Source organism: Alishewanella agri BL06, from assembly GCF_000272005.1.
In the GTDB taxonomy this organism is placed as follows: Bacteria; Pseudomonadota; Gammaproteobacteria; order Enterobacterales; family Alteromonadaceae; genus Alishewanella; species Alishewanella agri.
Map to the genome: position 1 here is coordinate 370128 of NZ_AKKU01000026.1, position 23917 is coordinate 394044.

Below are 23917 nucleotides of genomic sequence, written 5' to 3' on the forward strand. Positions count from 1 at the left end.
AAAAGAACGGAACTATCTTTTGTTACAGCTTACAGAGTATACTAAGCAAGCAAATAAAACAGAGCAACACATCGCAATTCGGCGATTAAGACAAAGGAAAACACCACGTGACTCCCATCGTAAAATCATTCCAGTTCGGCCAACACACCTTTACTTTAGAAACCGGCGTTATCGCCCGTCAGGCAGATGCCGCAGTGCTGGCCAGTCTGGGAGATACTGCTGTTTTAGTAACAGTAGTGGGCAAAAAAGAAGCTAAGCCTGGTCAGGACTTCTTTCCGTTAACCGTAAACTACCAGGAAAAAATGTACGCAGCTGGCCGGATCCCGGGTGGCTTTTTCAAACGTGAAGGCCGGCCGAGCGAAGGCGAGACGTTAACCTCACGTTTAATCGACCGGCCAATTCGCCCACTGTTCCCGGAAGGCTTCACTAACGAAGTACAGGTTGTTGCCACTGTGGTGTCAGTGCAGCCAGAAATTCAACCGGATATCGTGGCGTTGATTGGTACTTCTGCTGCTTTAGCCATCTCTGGTATTCCGTTCAGTGGCCCTATCGGTGCGGCCCGTGTTGGTTATATCAATAACCAGTACGTGTTAAACCCGTCAGAAGAAGAACTGAAAACCTCCAAGCTGGACTTAGTGGTTGCCGGTACTCAGAATGCAGTATTAATGGTGGAATCAGAAGCCGGTATCCTGTCAGAAGAGGTGATGCTGGGTGCAGTCATGTACGGTCACCAGCAAATGCAAACTGCGATCAATGCCATCGTTGAATTTGCCGGCGAAGCTGCTAAGCCTGCCTGGAACTGGGTTGCCCCTGCGAAGAACGACGCACTGATCGCAAAAATCGCCGAGCTGGCGACTGCCGATTTGGGTGATGCTTACCGCATCACCGAAAAAGCCAAACGCTATGAGCGGATTGGTGAGATCAAAGCTGCTCTGATTGAGAAATTATCCGCTGAGCTGGCAGAAGGTGAAGCGCTGAATCTGACGGAAGTTGGCGAAATTTTCCACAATTTAGAATCGAAAGTGGTGCGTGGCCGCATTACCAAAGGTGAACCGCGTATCGATGGCCGTGATCCGGAAATGATCCGTGGTTTAAGCGTGATGACCGGTGTTCTGCCACGTACTCACGGTTCAGCCCTGTTCACCCGTGGTGAAACTCAGGCGCTGGTGACGGCGACCTTAGGTACTGCCCGCGATGCCCAAAGTGTTGACGATTTACTGAGTGCGAAAAACGATACCTTTATGCTGCACTACAACTTCCCTCCGTACTCAGTGGGTGAAACCGGCATGATGGGCTCACCGAAGCGTCGTGAAATCGGCCACGGTCGTCTGGCTAAGCGTGGTGTGCAGGCGGTAATGCCGTCGTTTGATGAGTTCCCGTACACGGTGCGTGTGGTATCAGAAATTACTGAATCGAACGGTTCAAGCTCAATGGCCTCAGTCTGTGGTTCGTCACTGGCGCTGATGGATGCTGGTGTACCAATCAAAGCCTCAGTAGCCGGTATTGCCATGGGTCTGGTTAAAGAAGGTGAAGACTTCGTCGTGCTGTCTGACATTCTGGGCGATGAAGATCACCTGGGCGATATGGACTTTAAAGTGGCCGGTACAGCTGAAGGTATCACCGCGCTGCAGATGGATATCAAGATCGATGGTATCACTCAGGAAATTATGCAAATCGCGCTGAAGCAAGCGAAAGCGGCCCGTCTGCATATTCTGAATGTAATGGATCAGGCGATTAGCTCGCACCGCTCAGAGATGTCTGAGTATGCACCGCGCATCTACACCATGAAGATTAATCCGGAGAAAATCCGTGAAGTTATCGGTAAAGGCGGCGCCGTAATCCGCCAGATCACTGAAGAGTCCGGTACCACTATCGAGCTGGAAGATGATGGCAGCATCAAGATCGCTGCCACGACTGCGAAGGCAGCCCAAATCGCTATCGATAAGATCAACGCTATTACGGCAGAGATCGAAGTCGGTACTATCTATCAGGGTGAAGTAGTGCGGATCGTTGATTTCGGTGCTTTCGTTAATGTACTGCCAGGTAAAGATGGTCTGGTGCATATTTCACAAATCTCAGATGAGCGCGTAGCGAATGTTGCCGATCACCTGCAGGTTGGCCAGAAAGTGGCAGTGAAAGTACTGGAAGTGGATAAGCAAGGCCGTGTGCGTCTGAGCATCAAAGAAGCGACGGCTAAACCAGCTGCAGAAGCGGCTACAGAAGCTTAATGTGAGCAAAACGCGGTACAAGCTAGCCCTGCTTGCAGGGCTTATGATATTGGCAGGCTGCGCTCAGCAGCCTGCAACCAAAGCAGAGGCCTGGTTAACTCCGGAGCCGCTGCAAGTGCCTTACCGCAATGAGCTGGCGATTGCCCGCTTATCGGAGATTCTGCAACGCGCTGAGCTGACCGAAGCGCAAAGTGCCCAGTTGTTTTACGACCGTGGCGTGATGTACGACAGTGTTGGCTTACGCTCGCTGGCCCGGCTCGATTTTATGCGCGCCCTGCGCCTAAAGCCGGATATGCCGGAAGTCTATAATCTTTTAGGTATCCATTACACCTTAAGTGGCAACTTCAGCGAAGCCTATGAGGCTTTTGATTCGACGCTGGAATTGGCACCCGATTATGACTTTGCCTATTTGAATCGTGCCATTGCGTTTTATTATGCCGGTCGTTTTGACTTGGCAGAGGCCGATTTTGATACCTTCTATCAGGTAAAACCCAGCGATCCGTATCGGGTGCTGTGGCGCTATATCGGTTTTGCTGAGCGGGATGCCAAGCAGGCGCAAGCCGTTCTGCAACAACATTTGCTCGCCCTGGATGCTGACGATTGGGCAACTAATCTGGTGCGGTTTTATGCCGGTGAGCTTAGCGAAAAAGCACTGTTAGAGTCGATTCTGGTGGGGCTGAATAATCCGCGGCAGTTGGCCGAGCGCTTGTGTGAAGCCTATTTTTATCTGGCGAAGTGGCATCAGGCGCGGGGCGATGCTAATCAGGCGCTGATTTATTATCACAAAACCCTGGCGACCAATGTTTACGAGTTTGTCGAACACCGTTATGCGCGGATGGAAATGGCCAAATTGCGCGGTGATGAGCTGAGCAATGAACAGCACGACTTTGAGTAAGCCAGGCCGTTTTCGTTTTAAAAGCCGGCTTGCTGGCTTTTTTCTTTTTTTATGTTTGCTGTCCTGTCAGGAGCCGCCAACCGAAGAGCAGCGGCTGTTACAGCGAGCGGCCACCGACGGCAATGCGGCCAGCGAGCTGGCAAGACGACGTTTGGCGGCTGACGATCTACCAAGTGCATTAGACTGGTGGCGCGCCGCAGCAGTACTTAACGCTGAAGGCGCATTACAGCATGCCCTGATTCTGCAACAACGCCTTGAGGGTAAGCGCTCAACTGCGCAGTGGCTTGCCGCTCAGGTGCAGGTGGATGCCAGTATGCTACAGCCGCTGCCGGCGGCTTTATTAGCTGAGTTGGGTTTTTGGCAGCACAGTGTCTTAGCTGTTCAGCCAGAGCCGCAGCAATGCCAACTCAAGATTCAGCCAGTGGTTGCCACAGCCGCAGCTGAACGCAGCTATCGGAAACTGCACCAACACTGGCAACAGGATCCGCAATTAGCGTCGTTACCCGTCTGTTTTTTACCTGTGTTGCGGATCCACGCCGCGGTGCTAAATTGCAGCGAACAGCCGGGGCAGCGTATTCAGTGTGACTACCGTCGTTTAGGTCATAGGGTACAGCAAGGGCAATTTCAGCAGTTGCTGATTATCGGTGGCCGCGGCGTTGCCAGCTTTAATAACGGTATTATGCAATTACCAGAACAGGCCGATTTAGCTTTGCTGCGGCACGAGTTCTTACATATTGCCGGTTTTCTGGATGAGTATGCGTTAGCGCCGGTGGCGGCGCGGATGGTATGTAAAGCCGGGCGAATCGCTCCCAATTTGTTAGTAGGTGACGACAACAGCACGCTGCAGCGCTATCTGCAGCGTTATCCAGCTGCTGCCGCGACTTTAGAGCTGACGCCGGTCGATACCTGTCAGGCAGTCGGTATTCCGGCCTACCGGCCAATAGCGACACTAAACAGTATGCGCCACTACGAGGCGGACTTACCGCCGCTGTATCTGACGTTATTGCAGCAGGAGTTAACGCAAAGTGAGCGCCTGATGCCGGTGCAATACTATTTTGCTTATCTGGCCCGGCAAAACGAGGCGTGGCAGCAGTGGTACAGCTACATGCAGCTTGCCGCTGACTTTGGTTATCCGCCAGCAATTCAGGCTCTGGCTAGCTTAGCGCCAGAGCAGCCGACTGAAAGCGGTGATTAGTTGCGCGTACTGGTTAATCCGCTCCCGACAATTCAGCCAGTTCGCGCTCTAATAAAGCGGCATCGCCTAAATTCAATTCTAGCAAGCGGCGTAAGTGGCTAATACTGTCGATATCAATTTTCAGGCAATGTAAGCCGAGGTAGTCCTGGTGGTGATGGGCGATTTCGACCAGCATATTCAGCTCATCGCCGGCATCGTCTAACTGCAGCCGTAAGCGCAACGGTAAGTCAGTAGCGGGCAGGGCTGGGGCGGGTTTGCGCACCAGTGCCCCTTTTAATGATAAGTCCAGCACTTCGGTGGGATAGCTATGGCCTGCAACATCCAGATGTGCTTTACTAAAAAACCGCACTCTTTGATAGTGTCGTTGCTCCATCGCATCCCCCTTTGTTTTGGATTAGCTTAGCAGATATCTTCACCTGCTGCCTGACGGTCTGCATGATAGCTGGAGCGGACAAAGGGTCCGCAGGCAGCATGTTTAAAGCCAATCTCATCGGCGTAGGTTTTGATTTCCGCAAACTCAGCTGGTGGCATATAACGCTTTACCGGCAGGTGGTGTTTGCTCGGTTGCAGGTACTGGCCCACTGTTAGCATATCGACCTGATGCTCGCGTAAATCACGCAGCACCTCTAATAATTCATCAGTGGTTTCGCCTAAGCCAACCATCAAGCCGGATTTGGTGGCAACCTGCGGATGCAGTTCTTTAAAGCGCTTGAGCAGTGTCAATGACCACTTATAATCCGCTCCCGGACGTGCCAATTTGTATAAGCGTGGTGCGGTTTCCAGGTTATGGTTAAACACATCGGGCGGGTTCTTACTCAGGATCTCTAATGCCACATCCATCCGACCGCGGAAGTCCGGCACCAGCACTTCAATTTTTATCTCCGGACTATATTTACGGATAGCGGCAATACAATCGGCAAAATGCTGAGCGCCACCATCACGCAGATCGTCACGGTCAACCGAGGTAATGACCACATATTTCAGTTTCATGTCGCGGATAGTCAGTGCCAGCTTTTCCGGCTCTTCGGCGCTGGGTGGCAGCGGACGACCATGGGCGACATCACAAAACGGGCAACGACGGGTACAAATTGCACCCAAAATCATAAAGGTCGCCGTACCGTGGGTAAAACATTCTGACAGGTTAGGGCAGGAAGCTTCTTCACAGACCGAATGCAGGCCGTGCTTGCGTAAAGCGCCTTTGATTTCATCAATCCGCTCGGTACTTTTCGGCAGTTTGATCTTCAGCCATTCCGGTTTGCGAAGCATTTCTTCGCGCTCGGTAGGCAATACCTTAACCGGAATGAGCGCCATCTTTTCGGCATCGCGCAGCTTAACGCCAGGCTCCATACGTGCTGTTTTGGTCATCTTAGTTTTCTAACCCTGTTTTAAACACCGGGCGGCTAATCGCCAGATGTTGTTGGAAAAGTTCAGCCAGCTCCGCCGCTGCCACTGAGACCTGTTGTGGCCCGCCCAGCTCGCTGCTTTGTACCATTTGCATGCCGGCATAACCGCACGGATTGATCCGGCTAAATGGCTCCATATTCATATTGACGTTTAACGCCAGACCATGAAAGGTACAGCCTTTGCGAACTCTGAGCCCGAGCGAGGCAATCTTAGCGCCATTAACATAAACACCCGGTGCGTCCGGGCGCGCATTGGCTGCAATGCCGTGACCAGCCAGTAGTTGAATCAGGATCTGTTCCAACATGGTCACCAGTTGCCGTACACCCAGATTGCGTCTTTTGATATCCAGCAGCACATACGCCACCAGCTGACCCGGACCGTGGTAGGTTACCTGACCGCCGCGGTCAACCTGAACTACCGGGATCTCGCCCGGGAATAGCAAATGCTCAGCTTTACCCGCCTGGCCCTGGGTAAATACCGGTGAGTGCTCCAGCAACCAGATTTCATCGACGCTATCACTGTTACGTTGGTCGGTGAATTGCTGCATCGCCTGCCAGATCCGGGTGTAGTCTTGTAAACCCAGGTAGCGGATCACCAGTTGCTCTGTTATTGCCAAGATAAACTCCATCCTGAAACTGCCGGCATTATACTGGATGCACAGCAGATTTCGAGTACCCCTTGCGGAGCAGTCTGTTATAACACGTAACGGACCAGCTCGATTTTGCCAAGCTCAGTGTACAGTAATTCGATATGATCTTTACTGGTCACCGTCACCTGGACCGTGACCGAGTGATAGGTGCCTTTACCGCTCGGCTTGACTGTCGGGCTGTAATCAGCCGCTTCAGCATGCTGGCGGATCACCGCCATAATGTCATCTACCAGCTGCTCCTGGGCTAAACCCAGTACTTTAAAATTAAACTGGCACGGGAATTCCAGGAATTCATCAAAACGGGTGTTTTTTACTTCAGTAACCATCTGTTGTCTCGCTTTAGCTGGTAACTAACAAAAAGTCCCGGACGGGCCGGGACTTCGTCAGCACAAGCCGGGAATTATTCAAACTTCATCTTAATTGCATCAATTAAGCGGCTGAAAAAGCCTGCCTGCTCGATGCTCTCTAACGCAACCAGCGGATATTCGGCCAGCTGCTCATTGTTTAACTTTAGCACGACCTTACCCACTACATCGCCCTTATTAATGGGGGCGATTAGCTGTTGATCCAAGCTAACATCAGCCTGTATATTTTTGCTCTGGCCACGCTGCAGTGTCAGAGTCGCGTCGTTAGCCAGGCCCAGGTTAATGGTCTCCTTGGCGCCTTTCCATAAACGTTGCTCTGCCAATTTAGCGCCGGCCTTATGCGTGGTCAGGGTTTCAAAAAAACGGAAGCCATAGGTCAGCAGCTTTTTGTTTTCAGCTGCCCGCGCGCGCTCATTGGCAGTACCCATGACCACCGATACCAAACGCATACCCTCCCGGCTGGCCGAGGTAATTAAGCTGTAACCGGCTTCTTTGGTATAGCCGGTTTTAATACCATCGACTTCCAGACTGCGGTCCCAGAGTAACGAGTTACGGTTATGTTGAGTGATATTGTTATAGGTGTACTGACGCTCAGAATAGAGTGCGTATAAGTCAGGCACGTCGCGGATCAGGGCGCGTGACAGCACTGACATATCACGTGGTGTGGTGTATTGATCTTCCAGGTGTAAACCATGGCTGTTAGCGAAACGGGTATTCAGCATGCCCAGTCGTTCAGCATGGGCGTTCATCAAATCAACAAAGGCGCTCTCGGTGCCAGCGATGTGCTCAGCCATGGCGACACAGGCGTCATTACCTGATTGAATCATGATACCGCGCGCCAAATCAGCAACCTTGACCTGAGTGCCGACTTCAATAAACATCAGCGATGAACCCGGGAAATTTTTCGACCAGGCGCGCTCGCTGACAGTGACCATGTCGTCCATGGTAATGTTGCCTTGCTTTAGCTCCATACCAATCACGTAGATGGTCATCATCTTGGTTAAACTGGCCGGTGCCAGCGACATATCGGCATTTTCTTCCGACAAGACGGCGCCGGTATCATAGTCCACCAGGATATGGCCTTTGGCGGCAACTTGCGGTGGCTGCGGCATAACGCTTTGGGCACTGGCTGTGCTAATCAGAAATGCGCTGCTTACGGCAAGGGTCGCGGCCCCAAGTACGTGATAATAACTGTTCATAGCACCTTACTTCGTTAAATTAAAATTCTGGCAGATCAGCCACACTGATTGCCGTCGACAAAAAACGCTTGCGGATAACTTCCGGTGCGGAACTGATTCAGCCATTGTTGCGCCAGTTGCGTGTCCGCGGTTGGGCCAATCAATAAGCGATGCAAGCCATTGACGGAGCGAATTTCGGTTGGCACGGACCACTGACTGGCGATTTGTTGCTGCAATTGCCGGGCCCGGTTGTTATCGCTAATCGCAAATAATTGAATATAACATTGTCTGGCCAGTCGTGAACTGGTACTGAGCTCTGGCGCCCGCTGCATCGGGATCACTTGCTGCTGTTGCGCCAGCATCGCCGGCGATTTTAGCAGCTCAACCTTAACCCTGGCTGTACCGCGTTGCAACATGCCGATTTTATAAGCGGCAGAATAAGATAAATCAATCACCCGATCCTGATGGAACGGACCGCGGTCGTTAACCCGGACTATGGCATTCTGGTTGGTATCCAGATTGGTTACCCGCACATAAGACGGCAGTGGCAGGGTTTTGTGTGCTGCGGTCATGCCAAACATATTGTAGGTTTCACCGTTTGAAGTCAGGTGGCCATGGAACTTGTTACCATACCAGGAGGCGATACCGATCTCCTCGTGTTCAGTCAGATGCGACAGCGGCAGGTAATCCTGGCCGAAAATATTGTAAGGATTGTTACCACCACGACTCAGCGCCTCAGCCTTAGGCGTGGGATCCGTCATTTCCAACAGAGTGGGTAAGCGGCTGGGCTTGCTATCGTGCTCTTGCTGATACCGACCATCATTGGGTGACACCCGCCTGGCTGGCTCGGCTGTGCCTGGTGCATCAGAGGTGGGTTTGCTGCTACAAGCACTGAATAACAGTACTACTGCGAATGCGAACAGACTAATTAAAGGTTTTTTCATATCAGGTTTTGGCCATACTGCGTTTATGAGTGCTTACCGACATAATAATGCCAAAGGCGGCCATCATCGTCACCATCGAGGTTCCGCCGTAACTGACTAAAGGAAGCGGAACCCCAACTACGGGTAGTAATCCGGATACCATACCAATATTAACAAAAACATAGACAAAAAAGGTCAGGGTAAAGCTACCTGCCACCAGTTTGGCATAATTATCCTGTGCGCGGCTGGCGATAAGCAAGCCCCGGCCGATAATAAACAGGTAAATCGCCAGTAAAATCAATACACCGATTAAACCAAATTCTTCACTTAACACCGAGAAGATAAAGTCGGTATGGCGCTCAGGTAAAAACTCCAGCTGCGATTGGGTACCCTGCATCCAGCCTTTGCCATCCACTCCGCCGGAGCCGATCGCGATTTTCGACTGGATAATGTGGTAACCGGATCCCAGAGGGTCACTCTCCGGATTGATAAACGTCAGTACCCGGCGCCGCTGATAATCATGCATGCCAAACAGCCACAGCACGGGGGCAAAAGCGGAAATTAAGGCGGCAATCAGCCCGATAAGCTTCCAACTCATGCCGGCCAGAAATAGCACAAAAATACCGGCACCCGCGATCAAAATCGAGGTACCCAGATCAGGTTGTTTCGCAATCAGTAAAGTTGGAATCATACACATCAGAAAGCCGATGGTGAGATGACGCTTTTTCGGTGGTAGGTTGTGGGAGGAAATAAACCAGGCAATGGCCATCGGCACCGCCAGTTTCATTATCTCCGAAGGCTGGAATTTCATAAAGCCAAGATCCAGCCAGCGCTGCGCGCCCTTACCGATATGGCCGAACAACAGTACCGCTACCAGTAATAAGGTGCCGACAATAAACAGCGGTAATGACCAACGGCGAATGGTTAGTGGGCTGATTTGTGCCATACCAATCATCACCGCAAAAGCGACACCTAAGCGAATAATTTGTGCTTCGACCATCCGCTCACTCTGGCCAGAGGCGCTATACAATACCAGCAAGCCATAACCGACCAGCGCTAACAGGCCCAGTAACAACGGCGTATCGATATGAAAAAACGCTAACCGGCTGTTACTATGGCGCGAATTAACCAGACTATCATTCATCGTTATTGACTCCGGCGCTAAAGTAATAGTCCAGCATTTGGCGGGCAATCGGTGCGGCTGTACTGCCGCCGCCGCCAATGTTTTCAACCGTTACTGCTATGATTATGCTCGGGTTTTCTGCCGGGGCATAGCCAACATACATCGCATTGTCACGCAGGCGTTCATCCAGGGCATTGGCATCATACTTGGCGTCCTGCGCGATGCTAACCAGTTGTGCAGTACCGGTTTTACCGCCAGAGGTGTAGCTGGCGTTGCGAAAGGCATTAAAAGCCGTGCCTTTTGGCGTGTTTACGGTTTGCAGCATCGCATCGCGGATCACTTGCCAGTTACGGGTATTTACCACATTAACCGTGGGTTGTAGCGCGGTGCTGACTTGCTCGCTGCCGGCATCATTGGTCAGGGTTTTCGCCATATGGGGCGTGGGTCTTAAGCCATCATTGAGTAATACCGCGGTGGTGGTTAATAGCTGCATTGGCGAGGATGTCCAGTAGCCCTGGCCGATACTGACCGCGACGGTATCGCCATGATACCAGGGCTGGTTATGCCGTGCGCGTTTCCAGCCGCGAGATGGCATATTGGTATTGGATTCCTCCAGAATATCAATACCGGATTTCTCGCCAAAACCCAGTTTTTGCATATAGTCGGAAATCCGGTCAATACCCAGTTTAACGCCCATATCATAGAAAAAGGTATCACAACTCTCGACAATAGCGCTGTACACATCAACCCAGCCATGGCCCCAACGTTTCCAGTCGCGGTAACGATGTTCTACCCCTGGCAACTGAAAGAAACCAGGATCCCAGATCCGGGTACTCGGGGTGATGGTATTGGTCTCCAAACCCAGTAAGGCTAAATGCGGTTTAATAGTAGACGCTGGCGGATAAATGCCCTGAGTTACCCGGTTGATCAGAGGGCGATCCGGTGAATTCAGTAATTCGTTATAATTGCTGCTACTAATGCCATGGACAAACAGATTAGGATCGTAGCTGGGGTTACTGTAAAACGCCAGTACGGCGCCGTCCCGTGGGTCCATGGCGACGATAGCCCCACGTTTTTCCAGCAAAATTTGCTGCGCGGTTAGCTGTAGACCAACATCCAGATTGAGCTGAATATTCTTGCCTGATTGTGCCGGAACCGAACGCAGCACGCGGATCAGCCGGCCGCGGTTATTCACTTCAACTTCCTGGTAACCCATGGTGCCATGGAGCTCAGTTTCGTAATAACGCTCTAAACCAATCTTACCGATATCCCGGGTGGCGGCATAGTTGGCCAGTTGATCATTGTCTTCCAAGCGCTTCAAATCATTAGTGTTGATGCGGCCGATATAACCCAGGGCATGGGTAAATAAATTACCGAAGGGGTAGTGGCGGCTAAGACGGGCTTCGACGGTGACGCCGGGAAAACGATGTTGGTTGACGGCGATAATCGCCACTTCTTCGTCATTCAACTGCTCTTTTAGCGCGATACTATTAAAGCGCCGTTGTTGACGCACTTCTTTTAGAAAACTTTGCTGTTGCTCTTCGCTAATCGAAATTAAAGACGCCAGTTCCGCCAGTGTCGCCGTCATATCTTCGACTTGTTCAGGCACCAGCTCCAGCGAAAACACCGGTCGGTTTTCCGCCAGCAAAATACCATTGCGATCAGTAATTAAGCCGCGATTCGGTGCCAAAGGTACAACTTTAATGCGGTTGCCTTCGGAGCGGGTTTGGTATACCTGATAGGACTCTACCTGCAGGTGATACATATTGATTATGATCACGCCAAAAGCCAGCATCACTAACAGCATAGCCACCAGCGCCCGCTGGCTAAATAAGCGGGCTTCTGCCTCGACATCTTGCATGGCAATACGTTTTCTTAGCATGCTTACTCGCGATGGTAGGGATGGTTGGTACTAATGCTCCAGGCGCGGTACAGGGCTTCTGCCATCACCACCCTGACCATTGGATGGGGCAGCGTTAGTGCTGAAAGTGACCATTTGGCTTCGCTGGCGGCAATACAGGCTGGCGCTAAGCCTTCCGGGCCACCTACCAGTAAGCAGACATCACGACCATCCTGCTGCCATTCCTGTAACTTGCCGGCCAGCTGCGGGCTGGTCCAGTTTTGCCCCAGTACTTCTAATGTCACAATTCGGCTGCCTTTGGGCACCGCCGCCAGCATTTTTTCGCCTTCTTGCTCTAAAATGCGTTTGATATCTGCATTTTTACCGCGCTTACCGGCGGCAATTTCAATCAGTTCAAATGGCAGATCACGTGGAAAGCGACGGGTATATTCCTCAAAGCCGGTTTGTACCCAGGCAGGCATCTTGGTACCTACGGCAATCAGGATCAACTTCATAACTACTTAACCGCCCCAGAGCTTTTCCAACTGATAAAAATGCCGGCTTTCTTCCTGCATCACATGCACGACCACACTGTCCAGATCCAGTAATACCCATTCACCCGAGGCTTCACCTTCGATGCCCAGTGGTTGGACGCCTTGTTTCTTCACTTCTTGCGCCAGGTACCCGGCAATAGACTTCGCGTGGCGGCTGGAAGTTCCGGAGCAGATCACCATAAATTCGGTGACGCTGGATTTACCCCGAACATCTAAGGTCACGATATCGCGGGCTTTCATGTCATCAACTTTGTCTACGACAAAGGCGACCAGTTCGTTTGTTTGCACCCTTATTCCTCATGCAAGCTAAAAGGGCGCTATTTTATCACACTTTGGCAGCGGAAACAGCGCAACCATAGAGCCCGTGTTGCTGAATATAACTAAGCACCGCAGGCGGTAGCATAGCCTGCACGGCAGGATTAACGGCTAACTGCTCACGGACAAAGGTTGCGCTTTGTGGAAAATCCGGATTATCCAACAGCAGGATGCCACCGGCTGGCTGTGTGCTGAGCTCGGGCAGGCTGATGCCGTATTGGGTGAGTAGCGCTGGGGCGTCGCCATCCTGTGCGCTATAGCCGGGGCGCTTAAGTACAATCAGATGGGCCAATGTCAGGATCTGCTGCCACTGATGCCAGCTGCGAAAATACTGCAGTGAGTCCATGCCAATAATAAAACACAAGTGCGCAGCAGGATCTTGCTGCTTTAGCAGCGTCAGACTATTTACCGTGTAAGACGGTTGTTGCAGGCTCAGTTCCAGCGGTTCGAGCTGCAGCTTTGGCTCTGCGCTGATGGCCAGCTCGACCATCCGGGCCCGCTCGGCACTGTTGACACCCGGGCTGGCACGGTGCGGCGGCAGATGGCAGGGCATCAGCTTGATACTATCCAAAGCGCAGTGCGTCAGCACATAACGTGCTACCGCCAGATGGCCAAGATGGATCGGATCGAAGGTGCCGCCAAAAATCCCTACTAGTTTAGTCTGCGTCATACTGTTGCAAAGCAAAGGTTTTGGCGACCGGATGACAGAATAAGGTCACCAGATGCAATAACGCCAGCGTGGTGTTAGTCAGCTGGCCGGCTTTAAATAAGCGATCAAAGGCCGCCAGCTCCTGTAACAGATAGTTTTGCCAACCCCGGCTAAGTCGCTGCAAGGCTTGTTGATATAACGGCTGGCGTTTCGGCCAGATCGCCAATTGCTTAAACTGTGCGCTCAGTTGGCCTTGCTGCTCCGCCTGGGCCAGCTGTTGCAGGATGCTCAGCTCTTTATGTAATTGCCAGGCGATAATCACCGGCTCAGTGTCCTGTTCCAGTAAGCGTTGCAGCCGGTGTGCGGCTTCGGCACTATGCCCGGCCAATACCGAATCGGTCAGTTGAAACACGTTGTAGCTGGAATGATCGGCTAAAAAGCGGCTAAAGGTATCGGCGTCAACGCGGCTATTCGGATGGGTCAGTGCCAGCTTTTCCAGCTCCTGCCGCGCGGCCAGCAGGTTGCCGGCACAGTGTTGCTGCAGCAAATTCAGCGCATCAGAGCTTAGCTGCAACTGCAACTGGCGGGCGCGTTGCTGCAGCCATTGCAGTTGTTGCCGTTCATCCAGTGGGTAAATGGCCACTTGCACAGCCTGCTCTGCCAGTTGTTTAAACCAGGCCAGTTTGCTGACTTCACTAAAGCTGCGACTGCCATGCAGCACCAGCACGATATCGGGATGCAGTTTGGCAGCCAGTTGCTTCAGTTGTTCGTTGACGGCAGCCGGCGGTTTGGCTTGTGCCAGTTCCAGTTCGATCAGCCGCCGCTCGGCAAACAAGGACATGGCACTGAGTTCGTTATCCAGCTGTTGCCAGTCGAACTGGGCATCAGCGCTAAAACTCAGCCGTTCCAAAAAGCCTTGTGACTTGGCCGCGTGCCGGATCGCTTCGATAGCTTCCAGTTTTTGCAGTGGCTCTTCGCCAAAAATCAGATAACCGGGCGCCAGCCCCTGTTGCAGCTGGGCTGGCAATTGATTGGCGTAGAGCTTCTGCATCAGCCCAGGCGTGCCAGTTGGCGGATAATCCGGTTGGCAGCCTGCTGGCGTAATTCGCTTAACAGCAGCTCCAGTTCCTGGGCTTTCGCCAGGGCCTGATTCGGATCATCCTGATAATCGCGGTACAACTCGAACTGATAAAACTGTTCCTGCTCGCCGGGTAATTGGATCCGATACTCGACTTTGTAAATCAGCTCATATTCGGCGACCTGGCCATTGGCAAACAGCGACAGGGTGCGCCGCTCCAGCGTGTCGCGCACCAGCTGCAGCGCCGGTCTGTCTTGCTGGTAACTGCCCAGTAACTCGACCTGATTCTGACTAAAGCGCTGTTTTAACAGCGCGGCCAGCTCAGAGTGCGCTTCGCTTTGCACATAGATGGCCGGAAACTGACTGAGCGGCAGATTGCCGCGCAGGTGAAAGCCGCAGCTGCTCAGCAGACTGAGCAGCAGCGCCAGCAGTGTCAGGCGCCAGGCCATCTTAGCCTACCACCAGATTCAGCAGTTTACCCGGTACGTAAATCACCTTTTTCATGGCGACGCCGTCCAGATAACGCCGCACATTCTCATCCAGTTTGGCAATAGCCAGTACCGCATCCTGCTCTGCAGCCGCCGGCACGGTAATTTTAGCGCGCACCTTACCGTTGATTTGCACCACCACCAGTTTCTCGTCTTCGACCAGGGCGCTCTCGTCGACGCCAGGCCAGGCGACATGTTCAATCAGGCTGTTGTTACCCAGTTCGGCCCACAGATACTGCGCCACATGTGGCACGATCGGGTTTAATAACTGCAGCAGCGCATTACAGGCCTCGTGCATCACCGCACGGTCCAGCGGCGTGGCCAGACTGGCTTTTTGCAGCTTGTTACTCAGCTCCATTACCGCCGCGATAGCAGTATTAAAGGTATAGCGCCGACCGATATCGTCGGTAACCTTAGCAATGGTTTTATGGAGCTCGCGGCGCAGGGTTTTCTGCTCGTCATTTAGCGCGTCTAGCTGCAGTTCGCCTGGCGCACCCGCTGCCAGCACATCATGGATCAGCGTATAGATCCGCTTGATAAAGCGGTGCGCGCCCTCAACCGCGGAATCAGACCATTCCAGCGTTTGCTCTGGCGGCGCAGTAAACATCATAAACAAGCGCACGGTATCGGCACCGTACAGATCGATAACTTTTTGCGGGTCGATACCGTTGTTTTTCGATTTCGACATCTTGCTCATGCCGGCAGATAACACCGGCTGGCCGTCGGTTTTCAGGATGGCCTGGGTAATGCGGCCCTTCTCATCGCGCTCAACCTGTACGTCCTGCGGCGAGAACCATTCTTTGCCGCCATTTTCGGTTTCGCGGTAGAAAGTTTCGGCCAATACCATGCCCTGACATAACAAGCGTTTAAACGGTTCGTCGCTTTGCACCAGACCGACATCGCGTAACAGTTTATGGAAAAAGCGGGCATACAGCAGGTGCAGTATGGCGTGTTCAATGCCACCGATATACTGATCAACCGGTAACCAGTAGTTGGCTTTCTCCGGATCCAGCATCGCCTGATCATAATCCGGGCTGCAGTAGCGGGCATAGTACCAGCTCGATTCCATAAAGGTGTCGAAGGTATCGGTTTCATGGAAAGCGGCTGCGCCCTGATATTGGGTTTTCGCCCATTCCGGATCGGCTTTAATCGGCGAAGTCACGCCGTTCATCACCACATCTTCCGGTAAACGCACCGGCAGCTGCTCGGCCGGAACCGGCACCACGCTGCCATCTGCCAGATTTAACATTGGGATCGGCGTACCCCAGTAGCGTTGGCGTGATACCCCCCAATCGCGTAAGCGGTAGTTCACTTTAACTTCGCCCTTGCCCAGCTGTTGCAGCTTGGCTGCAATGGCGGTAAAGGCGGCGGCAAAGTCCAGGCCGTTAAATTCGGCTGAGTTAATCAGCAGACCTTTTTCGGTATAAGCTGCGTGCTCCAGTGTGACACTGCTGCCATCCGCTGCGGTAACCACTTGCTTAATCGGCAACTGGTACTTGGTGGCAAACTCGTAATCACGTTGGTCGTGGCCTGGCACCGCCATCACGGCACCTGAACCGTAGTCCATCAGTACAAAGTTGGCGACCCAAATCGGGACCTGCTCGCCGGTCAGCGGATGAATGGCGTACAGGCCGGTGGCACAGCCTTTTTTCTCCATGGTCGCCATTTCCGCTTCGCTGACCTTGCTGCCTTTAATATCTTCGATAAAGGCGGCCAGGGTGCTGTTACTCATTGCCGCTTGCTGCGCCAGCGGGTGCTGGGCGGCTACCGCGACATAGGTCACACCATACAGCGTGTCCGGACGGGTAGTATAGACTTCCAGCTCAGTGTCACTGTCAGCGACGCCAAAACGGATATTGACGCCCTCGGAGCGGCCAATCCAGTTTTTCTGCATCGTGCGGACTTGTTCCGGCCACTCGGTTAGCTGCTCCAGATCCGCTAATAACTCTTCGGCATACTGGGTAATACGAATAAACCACTGTGCCAGCTCGCGCTGCTCAACTAAGGCGCCGGAGCGCCAGCCACGGCCATCAATAACTTGTTCGTTCGCCAGTACGCACTGATCCACCGGGTCCCAGTTTACCGTTGCCATCTTTTTATAAACCAGGCCTTTTTCATACAGCTTGGTGAAGAACCATTGTTCCCAGCGATAATAATCCGGTTTGCAGGTGGCAATTTCCCGATCCCAGTCGTAACCAAAACCCAGCCGTTTCAGCTGTGTTTTCATATAATCGATATTGGCGTAGGTCCACTTAGCCGGCGCGGTCTTGTTATTAATCGCAGCATTTTCAGCCGGTAAACCAAAGGCATCCCAACCCATAGGCTGCAGCACATTTTTACCCTGCATCCGCTGAAAGCGGCTGATCACATCACCGATGGTGTAATTGCGCACATGGCCCATATGCAGGCGGCCACTTGGATACGGGAACATCGATAAACAGTAAAATTTCTCTTTGTTTGGATCTTCAGTTACTTTAAAAACATTCTGATCCTGCCACTGCTGCTGCAGGGCGGTTTCAATCTGCTGCGGGTTATATTGCTGTTGCATTGAGCTCTTCCAGAAAAGTCGGGGACGACCCGGCCTCAGCCTCAGGCTGAAATGGGTAAAAAAAAGTGGCTATAGCATACCTTAGCCGCGGTTTGACAACAATAAGCTACCCTTTGTCTATACTCAGAATAGCGTGGCTAAATTACCAGTGGAGTACAAGATGGCAGACTTTAACGCGAAATACCGCAACTGGCTTAAAGACCTGAGTCAGACACTGCAACAGGCAGGGCAAGAACAGCTGCAAAGTATGCTGGATGTTGCCGACACCCTAAAAGCTTATCTGAAAGCTGGCAAGGAACTCAGTGCCTATGAGACGCAACTGTTTCTGGAAACGCTGAAAAGTCAGTGGCAGCAAGGGGCTGCCGAGGAGCAGCAACCTTCAATGTGGACTGAGGAGCTGTGGGAGCAACTCAGTCAAATCACTGATAAAACCCAGGTCGAGTGGGCCGAGCTATTAGAGGATTTCCGGCATCAGGGTGTCTATTATCAGGGTGAATATGTCGGCATGGGCCGCTATCGCTGCAGTCAATGTCAGCAAAGTATCGATTATACCCATCCGGCAGAACTGTTATGCTGCAGCCATTGTGGTGGCGTACAATTTTTCCGCGATGGCTTGCCGGTATAGCAGACTGGTAGCACGCTTAATCGCTACAAAGAAGATAATTGGCTGCGGCCTAGATTTGCCACGCTTTAATTAGCTAACGGCATGTTTTATTCGTTTTTAGTCGTTAAAACTGCTAAAATCTGCTGCACTTTCTTGCTGTCCGATCAGAGCTGCATCAGAAAAATCCGTTCTAATTAATTGAAATACAACGAGGGTTGGCCGGTGTAAATAACGCAATATCTGGATAATTTGCCTGGTGCAGTTATTTTTTATGTCTGTTACGCACTAAAGCGAAAAAGCTGTTGTTCGCTGGTCGCTACCGGCAGCCATTTCTGTGGTAACAGTAAAGTCACTGCCGACAGGCAACTGCCATTTTGTTGTTATCGATACTGTCAGACTCTTGTTGGATGCTCTATGTTAAATTCCTTACGCCAAACCTGGTTCTCTAATGTACGCGGCGATGTGCTATCCGCACTGGTGGTCGCGCTGGCCTTAATTCCTGAAGCGATCGCCTTTTCGATTATTGCTGGCGTTGATCCTAAGGTCGGCCTGTATGCCTCTTTTTGTATCGCGGTGATTACCGCCTTTGCCGGTGGGCGGCCGGCGATGATTTCGGCGGCGACTGGCGCCATGGCGCTGCTGATGATTACGCTGGTGCGGGAACATGGCCTGGAATATTTATTAGCCGCAACTTTATTAACCGGGTTACTACAAATCCTGTTTGGTGTATTAAAGCTGGGCGAGCTGATGCGTTTTGTGTCACGCTCTGTGGTTACCGGCTTTGTGAATGCGCTGGCGATCCTGATTTTTATGGCGCAGTTACCTGAATTAACCGGGCAACACGGTACCTTGCTGGTGTATGGCATGACCGCGGCGGGCCTGGCCATTATCTATTTGTTTCCTTATGTCACCAAAACTATTCCATCCCCTCTGGTGTGTATAGTGGTGTTAACCGCTATCGCCGTTTATTTCCAGCTCGATCTGCGTACTGTCGCCGATATGGGTGAGCTGCCTGATAGCTTACCAGTCTTTTTATGGCCTGATGTGCCGCTGAATGTTGCAACGCTGCAAATCATCTTCCCTTATGCGTTGGCGCTAGCCGTGGTGGGCTTACTCGAGTCACTGATGACCGCCACCATTGTTGATGATTTGACCGATACCAGCAGCGATAAGAATCGGGAATGTGTTGGGCAGGGGATTGCCAATATTGGCTCTGGTCTACTCGGCGGTATGGCAGGTTGTGCCATGATCGGGCAGTCGGTGATTAACGTGAAATCCGGTGGCCGCACCCGCCTCTCGACCCTACTGGCCGGTATTTTCTTGCTGCTGTTTATTGTCTTTTTAAGTGACTATGTCGGCATGATCCCGATGGCAGCGCTGGTGGCAGTGATGGTGATGGTGTCAATTGGTACCTTTAGCTGGAGTTCGGTACGGGACTTACGTAAAAATCCGCTAAGTTCCAGTATCGTGATGGTCGCGACAGTCGTTGTCGTGGTCTTTACACACAATCTGGCCTATGGTGTACTGCTGGGAGTGTTACTCAGTGCCTTGTTTTTCGCCAATAAAGTGGGCCAGATCCTTTACATCAGTTCTAGCCTGCAAGCCGGTGGCCGCGAGCGGCGTTATCAGGTGGTAGGGCAGGTATTTTTTACCTCGGCTGAGCAATTTGTTACTGCCTTTGACTTTAAAGAGGCACTGGATAAGGTGCAGATCGATCTGAGCCGGGCACATTTTTGGGATATTACTGCGGTAAGCTCACTAGATAAGGTGGTACTAAAGTTTCGCCGTGAAGGTACCATGGTGGAGCTACTGGGGCTGAATGAAGCCAGCGCCACCCTGGTGGATAAATTTGCTGTGCATCAACAACCTGACGCAGTCGAAAAATTGATGGGACACTAACGATGACAAAGCATGTCTACGCCTGTATTGATGCCTCACCCTATGCTGAGGCGGTTTGTGATGGTGCGATCTGGGCCGCTAAGGCGCTGACGGCGCCCCTTGGTCTGGTGCATGTGATTGACCGGGCGCAGCATACCCAAACTCCGGATTTAAGTGGCAGTATTGGCTTGGGCTCGCAGGAAGTGTTACTGCAACAACTGGCAGAGCTGGATGAACAACACAGCAAGCTGGCATTGCAGCGTGGCCATCATATTCTGGATGCGGCACATGCCCGGGCGGCGGCCGCCGCAGTCGCTGAGATCAGCGAAGTGATGCGGCACGGTCCGTTACTGGAATCATTAAAGGCACTGCAGGAGGAAACCCGGTTATTGGTATTGGGTAAGCGTGGCTTAAGCAGTACCGATGCGCATGGGCAACTGGGGATGCATATTGAGATGATTATCCGCAGTATGCAAAAGCCTATTTTACTGACGCAGCAGCGTTTTCACGCGCCAAAGCGGGTGATGCTGGCCTATGATGGCAGTGCTACCGCGCAAAAGAGTCTGGAAATGCTGGCTGCCAGCCCGCTGTGTCGTGGCCTACCGGTGCATCTGGTGATGGCCGCAGTACGCAGTGAACAAGCCGAAAAACAGCTTGCTGAAGCCGCCAGTGTGCTAACGCTGGCCGGTTTTGATACCCGTACCGCGATAGTGGCCGGTGAGCCGGACGAGGCTTTGCATCAGTATCAGCAGGAACAGGTTATTGATCTGCTGGTGATGGGCGCCTACGGCCATTCGCGGATCCGGCAGTTTATTCTGGGTAGCACCACCACGGCGATGCTGAGTAAAGCCCGCTGCTCAATGTTAGTGTTACGGTAATTACTGGCTATTGCCATAAAGATAAAGAGTAGCGTGATGTCGAAGAAAGTCTATTGTGTAGCACAGTTTCTGCCAAAAGCCGGTAAAGAAGCAGAGCTATTTAAAGTGTTGCAAAGCTTAGAACCTAATACGTTGCGGGAAGACGGCTGTTTGCAGTATGTGGTGACCCGGCAGATCCAGAGTCCTTTTGCTGATGGTGAGAGTTTCCCGATTGCTTTTAATGAAATCTGGGCTGATTTAGCCAGCTTTGAAGCGCATTGCCAACGCGCCGAAATTAAAGCCTTTTTTGAACAATATTGTCTGGCGGAAAATGGGCTGGCGGCACGGTGGAATGTCTGTATTTATACGGACGAGCCAGCCAACTACGATGCACCTAAACTGAATTAAGCGTTAAGCTTAGTTTTTTCGGACACGACAGGTCGCTTAAGCGACCTGCTTTTCCGCCAGATGTAATTCCATTAGAGCCTTTAACAACCGGAACAAACGGATCGAGGCATCGATTTCTTCCTTACGGTTAGTCAGACTTTCCACGTTTAAGCCCAGTGGCACCTCTAGATCTGCACAGTGGGTTAAGATTTGCGTCAGATTGTCGCGACATATCTTAATCGATTCATTTAGCGGGTTTTCCGCATCCAAAATCCGGTAACGTGAAGCCTGGGGCACTGAGATGCCCAGCCACTGCATAAAATCTAATGTTTGTTCGCTGCCACACGGGGTAAAAGTCAGGATCAACCGCTTTGGTGTTAAGCCCTGCTGTTTGCAGCTGCGGGCATAGCTGGTAATCAAATCAATGGTCGCCTGGGCATTGTATACGGCTTGTGAGATAAAAAACTCACAACCCTGCTTGGCTTTCTCAATCAAGCGCAGATGCTCATCGCCTTTTTTGGCATGACGTTCAGCAATAGCCACACCGCCGAGGAAGTAAGATGCCGGATGCGCGGCCAGCTGCTGGTAAGCTTGCGGTAAACTTAGTTTGATCTTGCCATGAGAAGAAGGGCTACCCACCAGCACCAGATTCTTTAGCTGATAACTAGCAGCGGTTTCGGTTAACCAGTGCTGTAGCTCGCTGGCGTCCCGCTGCGCCACGCTTTTATAGGTAATGACGTCCAGCGAAGAGAGTTCATGGAGTAACTGGCTATATTGACGTGGATCCAGGGTACTGTGAAACGGAAAAGGGCGCTCGGCCTTTACCCGGCTGCTTTCATCCTGAATATCGTAAATAATCAGGCCGTCATATTCGACTTCCTGTAGCCGTGCCAGCAGCTTACGGGCAATACGCCGTGTTTTATCGCTATCAGTACCGGCTTTCGGTGGTGTGGTACCAATCAGGTAGACGCCCTGACTGGGGATACTGATTTTGTCTGCTAATGATAACGCCATAATCGGGTGACTCCAAAACATGATGCTCTAAGTATACAGCTATTTAGACGTCTGGCTATCTAAATTGGGTGAAATATTTGCCGATTACGACAAAATAATGCCGATTACAGTAGATTTCAGTTAATGGTTCAGCAGTACGTTAGCTCGCGGCTTGCAGCGCACCGGCGCTTGCCAGTTCACTGAACAGCGGCAAGGCAAAGTCAGCCAGCTGCGCAGCTGTATAGGTCGGTAGATGCGTTGTCAGTTGCTGGCATAGTTGTGTCAACGTCTGACCAGGCTGTTCTGCCAGTTGATGCAAGAGCAGCAAACTGGCCTGATTAAGTTGCAGAAAAATCACTTCATCCTGGTAATCGCGATAGATAAAAAATGCCTGCGCATTGCTGGGCTCAGTCGGCTGAAATGCCGGACTTATCTGCTCTACCGGATACTGATATACCGTCAGCAGGCTGGCTGCGGTAAGTTTCAGAGCCACACTTTGTAACTGACCGGCATTGATTGCTGGCGCCGGTTCGGCAGGAAGAGTGCCAACATAAAGTTCCGCCCACTCATAATGTGCCAGCTCGGCCAGAAAGGGCGGATCGGCGGCAGCGGGCTGATATTGCTGCAGAAAATCGACAAATTGCTGGGCAATATGCAAGAAATAGGGCGAGTGACAGCGATAATCGGCAAAAAAGCGTTGTTTCAGGCTTAACCAGGCATCGGGCTGATACAGGGTGCTGAGTACCGGGAAGGCATTATCGATAAAGCCGCTGACGTTATTAAAAAACAGCTGCTGATAGATTTGCAGGCGTGCTGTCGGCACCGTCTGCTCCGCATAGGGCTCTTGGGGATGGCGAATGGCCCGGGCGAACGCCAGTTGGGTTTGCTGTAAGTTAGGGGTTGTAGGCTCAGTCATACTGCTGCTGGTCTCGGGCTGGCAACTTGCTGCAACTGCTTAATCTGCGACAGTTCCTGGCAAAGGTCGGCCAGCGGCGGGATATTAAAGTCCCGCTCGTATAAGGTTGGTTTCACACCATGCTGCTGATAGCTAAGACGCAACAATTGCCAGACCGGATCAGGAATGGCAGCGCCATGGGTATCAATCAGTAAGTCGGCCGCTTGCTGGTAATGTCCGGCGATATGGTAGTAGGCAATGCGCTCGCTTGGCATGGCTGCTAAAAAGGCACCGGCATCGTAGCCATGGTTGATGGAATTGACATAGATATTATTGACGTCCAGCAGCAGCGGGCAGTCAGCTTCCGTAAGTACCGCCAACAGAAATTCCAGCTCGCTTAATTGCTGTGCCGGCGCGGCATAGTAGGAGACATTCTCGATAATCAATGGCCGCTCCAGGATCTGCTGCACCTGTTTAATCCGTGCCGCCACATAATGTACCGCTTCCTCAGTAAAGGGGATCGGCATCAGGTCATACAGATGGCCGTCGGCAGCACAATAACTCAGATGTTCGCTATAGCGCAGGATCTGATGCTGGTCGAGAAAGTGTTTTAACTGCTGCAAGAAATCCAGATCCAACGGATCCGGCCCACCAATATTTAACGACAGGCCATGACAAAAAAACGCATAGCGTTCGGTCAGTTGCCGGAAGTCTTTCGCCAGTTTACCGCCATAAGGTAACCAGTTCTCCGGTGCAACCTCAAAGAAATCGATGATAGCCGGCTTATCTGCTAACAGTTCTGGCAGCAATTCGCGGCGCAGGCCAAGGCCTGCGCTGCTGTTACTAAAGTGAGCGAGTGGTTTCATTTGGC

The 23917-nt window shown here is 52.0% G+C and carries 24 protein-coding genes; 7 read left to right on the forward strand and 17 right to left on the reverse strand.

From position 1 onward, the window contains the following. The first annotated feature begins 107 nt into the window (after positions 1-107). From pnp to AGRI_RS15355, 3 genes are read left to right on the forward strand one after another with little or no spacing between them, the layout of a single operon-like run. The gene (pnp, locus tag AGRI_RS15345; protein ID WP_008985784.1) at positions 108-2228 is read left to right on the forward strand and encodes a polyribonucleotide nucleotidyltransferase; all 2121 of its coding nucleotides are present in this window, start codon (positions 108-110) and stop codon (positions 2226-2228) included. 43 nt (positions 2229-2271) lie between these two features. Beyond that, positions 2272-3123: a lipoprotein NlpI gene (gene nlpI / locus AGRI_RS15350; RefSeq protein WP_231728886.1), complete on the forward strand. Its 852-nt coding sequence runs from the start codon at positions 2272-2274 to the stop codon at positions 3121-3123. Further along, a complete protein-coding gene (locus tag AGRI_RS15355) occupies positions 3101-4318 on the forward strand; it encodes a hypothetical protein (protein WP_008985786.1) in 1218 nt (405 codons plus the stop codon). The genes nlpI and AGRI_RS15355 overlap by 23 nt, the downstream gene beginning before the upstream one ends. Before the next feature lie 13 nt (positions 4319-4331). Here the strand turns inward: AGRI_RS15355 and AGRI_RS15360 are convergent, their stop codons facing one another. From AGRI_RS15360 to leuS, 14 genes are all read right to left on the reverse strand, one after another. Beyond that, positions 4332-4691 carry a PilZ domain-containing protein gene (locus AGRI_RS15360; protein ID WP_008985787.1) on the reverse strand — a complete coding sequence of 120 codons (360 nt, stop codon included), beginning with the start codon at positions 4689-4691 and terminating at the stop codon, positions 4332-4334. Between the two features lie 26 nt (positions 4692-4717). Further along, positions 4718-5683, reverse strand: coding sequence for a lipoyl synthase (gene lipA, locus AGRI_RS15365; protein WP_008985788.1), 966 nt, complete (start codon positions 5681-5683; stop codon positions 4718-4720). Position 5684: 1 nt separating this feature from the next. Continuing rightward, a complete protein-coding gene (lipB, locus tag AGRI_RS15370; protein WP_008985789.1) occupies positions 5685-6350 on the reverse strand; it encodes a lipoyl(octanoyl) transferase LipB in 666 nt (221 codons plus the stop codon). 65 nt (positions 6351-6415) lie between these two features. Beyond that, a complete protein-coding gene (gene ybeD / locus AGRI_RS15375) occupies positions 6416-6697 on the reverse strand; it encodes a DUF493 family protein YbeD (RefSeq protein ID WP_008985790.1) in 282 nt (93 codons plus the stop codon). Between the two features lie 74 nt (positions 6698-6771). Next, positions 6772-7935 (reverse strand): D-alanyl-D-alanine carboxypeptidase family protein, encoded by a 1164-nt coding sequence (locus tag AGRI_RS15380; RefSeq protein ID WP_008985791.1) that lies wholly within the window; start codon positions 7933-7935, stop codon positions 6772-6774. 35 nt (positions 7936-7970) lie between these two features. Continuing rightward, positions 7971-8858 (reverse strand): septal ring lytic transglycosylase RlpA family protein, encoded by an 888-nt coding sequence (locus AGRI_RS15385; protein WP_008985792.1) that lies wholly within the window; start codon positions 8856-8858, stop codon positions 7971-7973. 1 nt (position 8859) lies between these two features. Then, positions 8860-9981, reverse strand: coding sequence for a rod shape-determining protein RodA (gene rodA / locus AGRI_RS15390; RefSeq protein WP_008985793.1), 1122 nt, complete (start codon positions 9979-9981; stop codon positions 8860-8862). Beyond that, positions 9974-11842, reverse strand: a complete 1869-nt coding sequence (gene mrdA / locus AGRI_RS15395; protein WP_193353442.1) for a penicillin-binding protein 2 — start codon at positions 11840-11842, stop codon at positions 9974-9976. Before mrdA ends, rodA begins: the two co-directional genes overlap by 8 nt. Before the next feature lie 2 nt (positions 11843-11844). After that, positions 11845-12315, reverse strand: coding sequence for a 23S rRNA (pseudouridine(1915)-N(3))-methyltransferase RlmH (gene rlmH / locus AGRI_RS15400; RefSeq protein WP_008985795.1), 471 nt, complete (start codon positions 12313-12315; stop codon positions 11845-11847). 6 nt (positions 12316-12321) lie between these two features. Continuing rightward, complete coding sequence (gene rsfS / locus AGRI_RS15405; RefSeq protein WP_008949876.1) at positions 12322-12642, reverse strand: ribosome silencing factor; 321 nt, start codon at positions 12640-12642, stop codon at positions 12322-12324. Between the two features lie 37 nt (positions 12643-12679). After that, positions 12680-13339 carry a nicotinate-nucleotide adenylyltransferase gene (gene nadD / locus AGRI_RS15410; RefSeq protein ID WP_008985796.1) on the reverse strand — a complete coding sequence of 220 codons (660 nt, stop codon included), beginning with the start codon at positions 13337-13339 and terminating at the stop codon, positions 12680-12682. Further along, complete coding sequence (holA, locus tag AGRI_RS15415; RefSeq protein WP_008985797.1) at positions 13326-14369, reverse strand: DNA polymerase III subunit delta; 1044 nt, start codon at positions 14367-14369, stop codon at positions 13326-13328. The genes nadD and holA overlap by 14 nt, the downstream gene beginning before the upstream one ends. Continuing rightward, complete coding sequence (locus AGRI_RS15420; protein ID WP_008949873.1) at positions 14369-14845, reverse strand: LPS-assembly lipoprotein LptE; 477 nt, start codon at positions 14843-14845, stop codon at positions 14369-14371. The genes holA and AGRI_RS15420 overlap by 1 nt, the downstream gene beginning before the upstream one ends. A gap of 1 nt (position 14846) precedes the next feature. Further along, positions 14847-17432: a leucine--tRNA ligase gene (leuS, locus tag AGRI_RS15425; protein WP_008985798.1), complete on the reverse strand. Its 2586-nt coding sequence runs from the start codon at positions 17430-17432 to the stop codon at positions 14847-14849. 160 nt (positions 17433-17592) lie between these two features. Between leuS and AGRI_RS15430 the strand changes: the two genes are divergently transcribed. From AGRI_RS15430 to AGRI_RS15445, 4 genes are all read left to right on the forward strand, one after another. Beyond that, positions 17593-18057 (forward strand): zinc ribbon-containing protein, encoded by a 465-nt coding sequence (locus AGRI_RS15430; RefSeq protein ID WP_008985799.1) that lies wholly within the window; start codon positions 17593-17595, stop codon positions 18055-18057. Positions 18058-18450: 393 nt separating this feature from the next. Beyond that, the gene (locus tag AGRI_RS15435) at positions 18451-19935 is read left to right on the forward strand and encodes a SulP family inorganic anion transporter (protein WP_008985800.1); all 1485 of its coding nucleotides are present in this window, start codon (positions 18451-18453) and stop codon (positions 19933-19935) included. Positions 19936-19937: 2 nt separating this feature from the next. Next, a complete protein-coding gene (locus AGRI_RS15440) occupies positions 19938-20792 on the forward strand; it encodes a universal stress protein (RefSeq protein ID WP_008985801.1) in 855 nt (284 codons plus the stop codon). Positions 20793-20828: 36 nt separating this feature from the next. Beyond that, positions 20829-21179, forward strand: a complete 351-nt coding sequence (locus AGRI_RS15445; RefSeq protein WP_008985802.1) for a putative quinol monooxygenase — start codon at positions 20829-20831, stop codon at positions 21177-21179. 36 nt (positions 21180-21215) lie between these two features. On the opposite strand, the gene AGRI_RS15450 is transcribed toward AGRI_RS15445, so the two are convergent. The 3 genes from AGRI_RS15450 to AGRI_RS15460 form a co-directional block, all read right to left on the reverse strand. After that, on the reverse strand, positions 21216-22172 hold the full coding sequence (locus tag AGRI_RS15450; RefSeq protein ID WP_008985803.1) for a methylenetetrahydrofolate reductase: 957 nt from the start codon (positions 22170-22172) through the stop codon (positions 21216-21218). A 139-nt stretch (positions 22173-22311) separates the two neighbouring features. Next, on the reverse strand, positions 22312-23067 hold the full coding sequence (locus tag AGRI_RS15455) for an HvfC family RiPP maturation protein (protein ID WP_008985804.1): 756 nt from the start codon (positions 23065-23067) through the stop codon (positions 22312-22314). Then, positions 23064-23912, reverse strand: a complete 849-nt coding sequence (locus tag AGRI_RS15460) for an HvfB family MNIO-type RiPP peptide maturase (RefSeq protein WP_008985805.1) — start codon at positions 23910-23912, stop codon at positions 23064-23066. The genes AGRI_RS15455 and AGRI_RS15460 overlap by 4 nt, the downstream gene beginning before the upstream one ends. Between the last annotated feature and the right edge of the window lie 5 nt (positions 23913-23917).